The organism is Salinibacter sp. (assembly GCF_042218895.1).
Classification (GTDB): domain Bacteria; phylum Bacteroidota; class Rhodothermia; order Rhodothermales; family Salinibacteraceae; genus Salinibacter.
In genome coordinates this window covers 13,630-15,196 of sequence record NZ_JBDGQQ010000098.1, presented here as the reverse complement: position 1 = coordinate 15,196, position 1,567 = coordinate 13,630, and the positions used below count along the sequence as shown (strand labels likewise).

Here is a 1,567-nt window from a genome sequence, read left to right as displayed (position 1 = left end):
GCCAGCTGTTCGTGATTGAGGTGTGATCTTCGTCGACGCGCACGTCCATCTTCGTCGCTGCTTTAGCGTTGCCTCGTTCCTGGAGAAGGCGCGTGCTAATTTTGAGCGTGAGGCACATCGCTTCGGTCGGGGAGGCCCGTTCGATGGAGTTCTGTGTGTGGTCGACTCCCCTCACGAGGACGGTTTCGAGCGTCTTCTCGCATGCTCGAAACGGAGAAAATCCGGAGGGCTCGAGGGCCGGATGAAGGACTGGCAGTTTCGGGATACGGCGGAAGAAACCTCTATACGCCTCACGGCAGGGGAGCGAAAAAACGTAATTATCGTCGCGGGACACCAGCTTGCGTCCCAGGAGGGTTTGGAGGTGCTGGCGGTTGGAACACGGAATCACATCGAATCCGATCGGCCGGCTGACTGTCTCGTTCGTACGGTCGCTCAGGCAGAGGGGCTCCCCGTTGTACCATGGGGGGTCGGGAAGTGGCTGGGGGCTCGACGGGATATCGTACGGCGCTTGATTCGCGACGCCGCACTTCCCCAGTTTTTTCTAGGAGACAGTGCGAATCGACCTCCGTTTTGGCCGCTGCCGTCCCCGTTTGAACTGGCGGAGGAGGCTGGCATTCGGAATCTTCCGGGCAGCGATCCATTGCCTGTTTCTGGAGAAGAGCAGTGTCCCGGGAGCTTCGGGGTCGCATTGGAAGGGACCCTGGACGCGAGAAGACCAGTGCGAGACTTAAAGGAACGACTGTTAGACCATACCGTCGACATCCGTCATTTCGGACACAGAAAGTCTCTTCTTCGGTTCGTCCGTAGCCAGATCGTGATGCAATACAGAAGGTTGGCCGAATGACAAAAATTGCTCGAGCCCCAGACCAAGCGTCCCGAAAGCAGTACGACCTCATCGTGGTTGGGGGAGGCGTCTACGGCGTTATGCTGGCGTTGGAGGCTACGCTCAGAGATCGCTCTGTGCTTCTGCTGGAGAAAGAGGACTTTGGTGGGGCGACGAGTTACAACAGCCTGCGCATCATCCACGGCGGTCTTCGGGAGCTGCGAACGCTCAATCTGAGGCGGTACTGGACGTTTGGCCGGGAGCGGCGGTGGTTTCTCGAGCACTTTCCGCACCTCGTGGAGCGCCTGCCCGTGCTGGTGCCGCTCTACCAGCGCGGCTTGATGTGCACGGGCGTGTTTAAGTCGGCCTTCCTGGTCGATCGGCTGCTCCTGCCGCGACGTGATCGGAGGGTGGAGGGGGATCAGGTCGTTCCGTACGGGCGGGTGGTTCCTCCCGCCGAAGTGAAGCGCCGGTTCCCGGCGGTCGAGACGCAGGACTTGCGGGGAGGTGCCCTATGGTACGATGCGTGCGTGCCTGATTCTCAGCGACTCATCGTGGAGGTGTTGCGGTCGGCCTGTCAGATGGGCACGACCGCGTTAAATTATATGCCAGCAATCGAGCTGTTGAAAGAAGCGGGGCAGGTAGCAGGGGTGCGGGCGCGAGATGCTCAGAAGAGCGGGTCCTACGAATTTCGTGCCGGCACGGTCGTCAATGCAGCCGGGCCGTGGAGCCGCGAGGTGGCCC

Annotated in this window: 2 protein-coding genes; one reads left to right on the top strand and one right to left on the bottom strand. The window is 60.6% G+C overall.

Annotated elements, in window-relative coordinates; genetic code table 11:
- Window positions 1–388 (bottom strand): hypothetical protein (locus ABEL04_RS08985; protein ID WP_375802053.1); only part of this gene is annotated, 388 nt, incomplete at its 3' end.
- Between the two features lie 452 nt (window positions 389–840).
- Between ABEL04_RS08985 and ABEL04_RS08980 the strand changes: the two genes are divergently transcribed.
- Window positions 841–1,567: FAD-dependent oxidoreductase (locus ABEL04_RS08980; RefSeq protein WP_375802052.1), on the top strand; the 727-nt coding region annotated here is incomplete at its 3' end.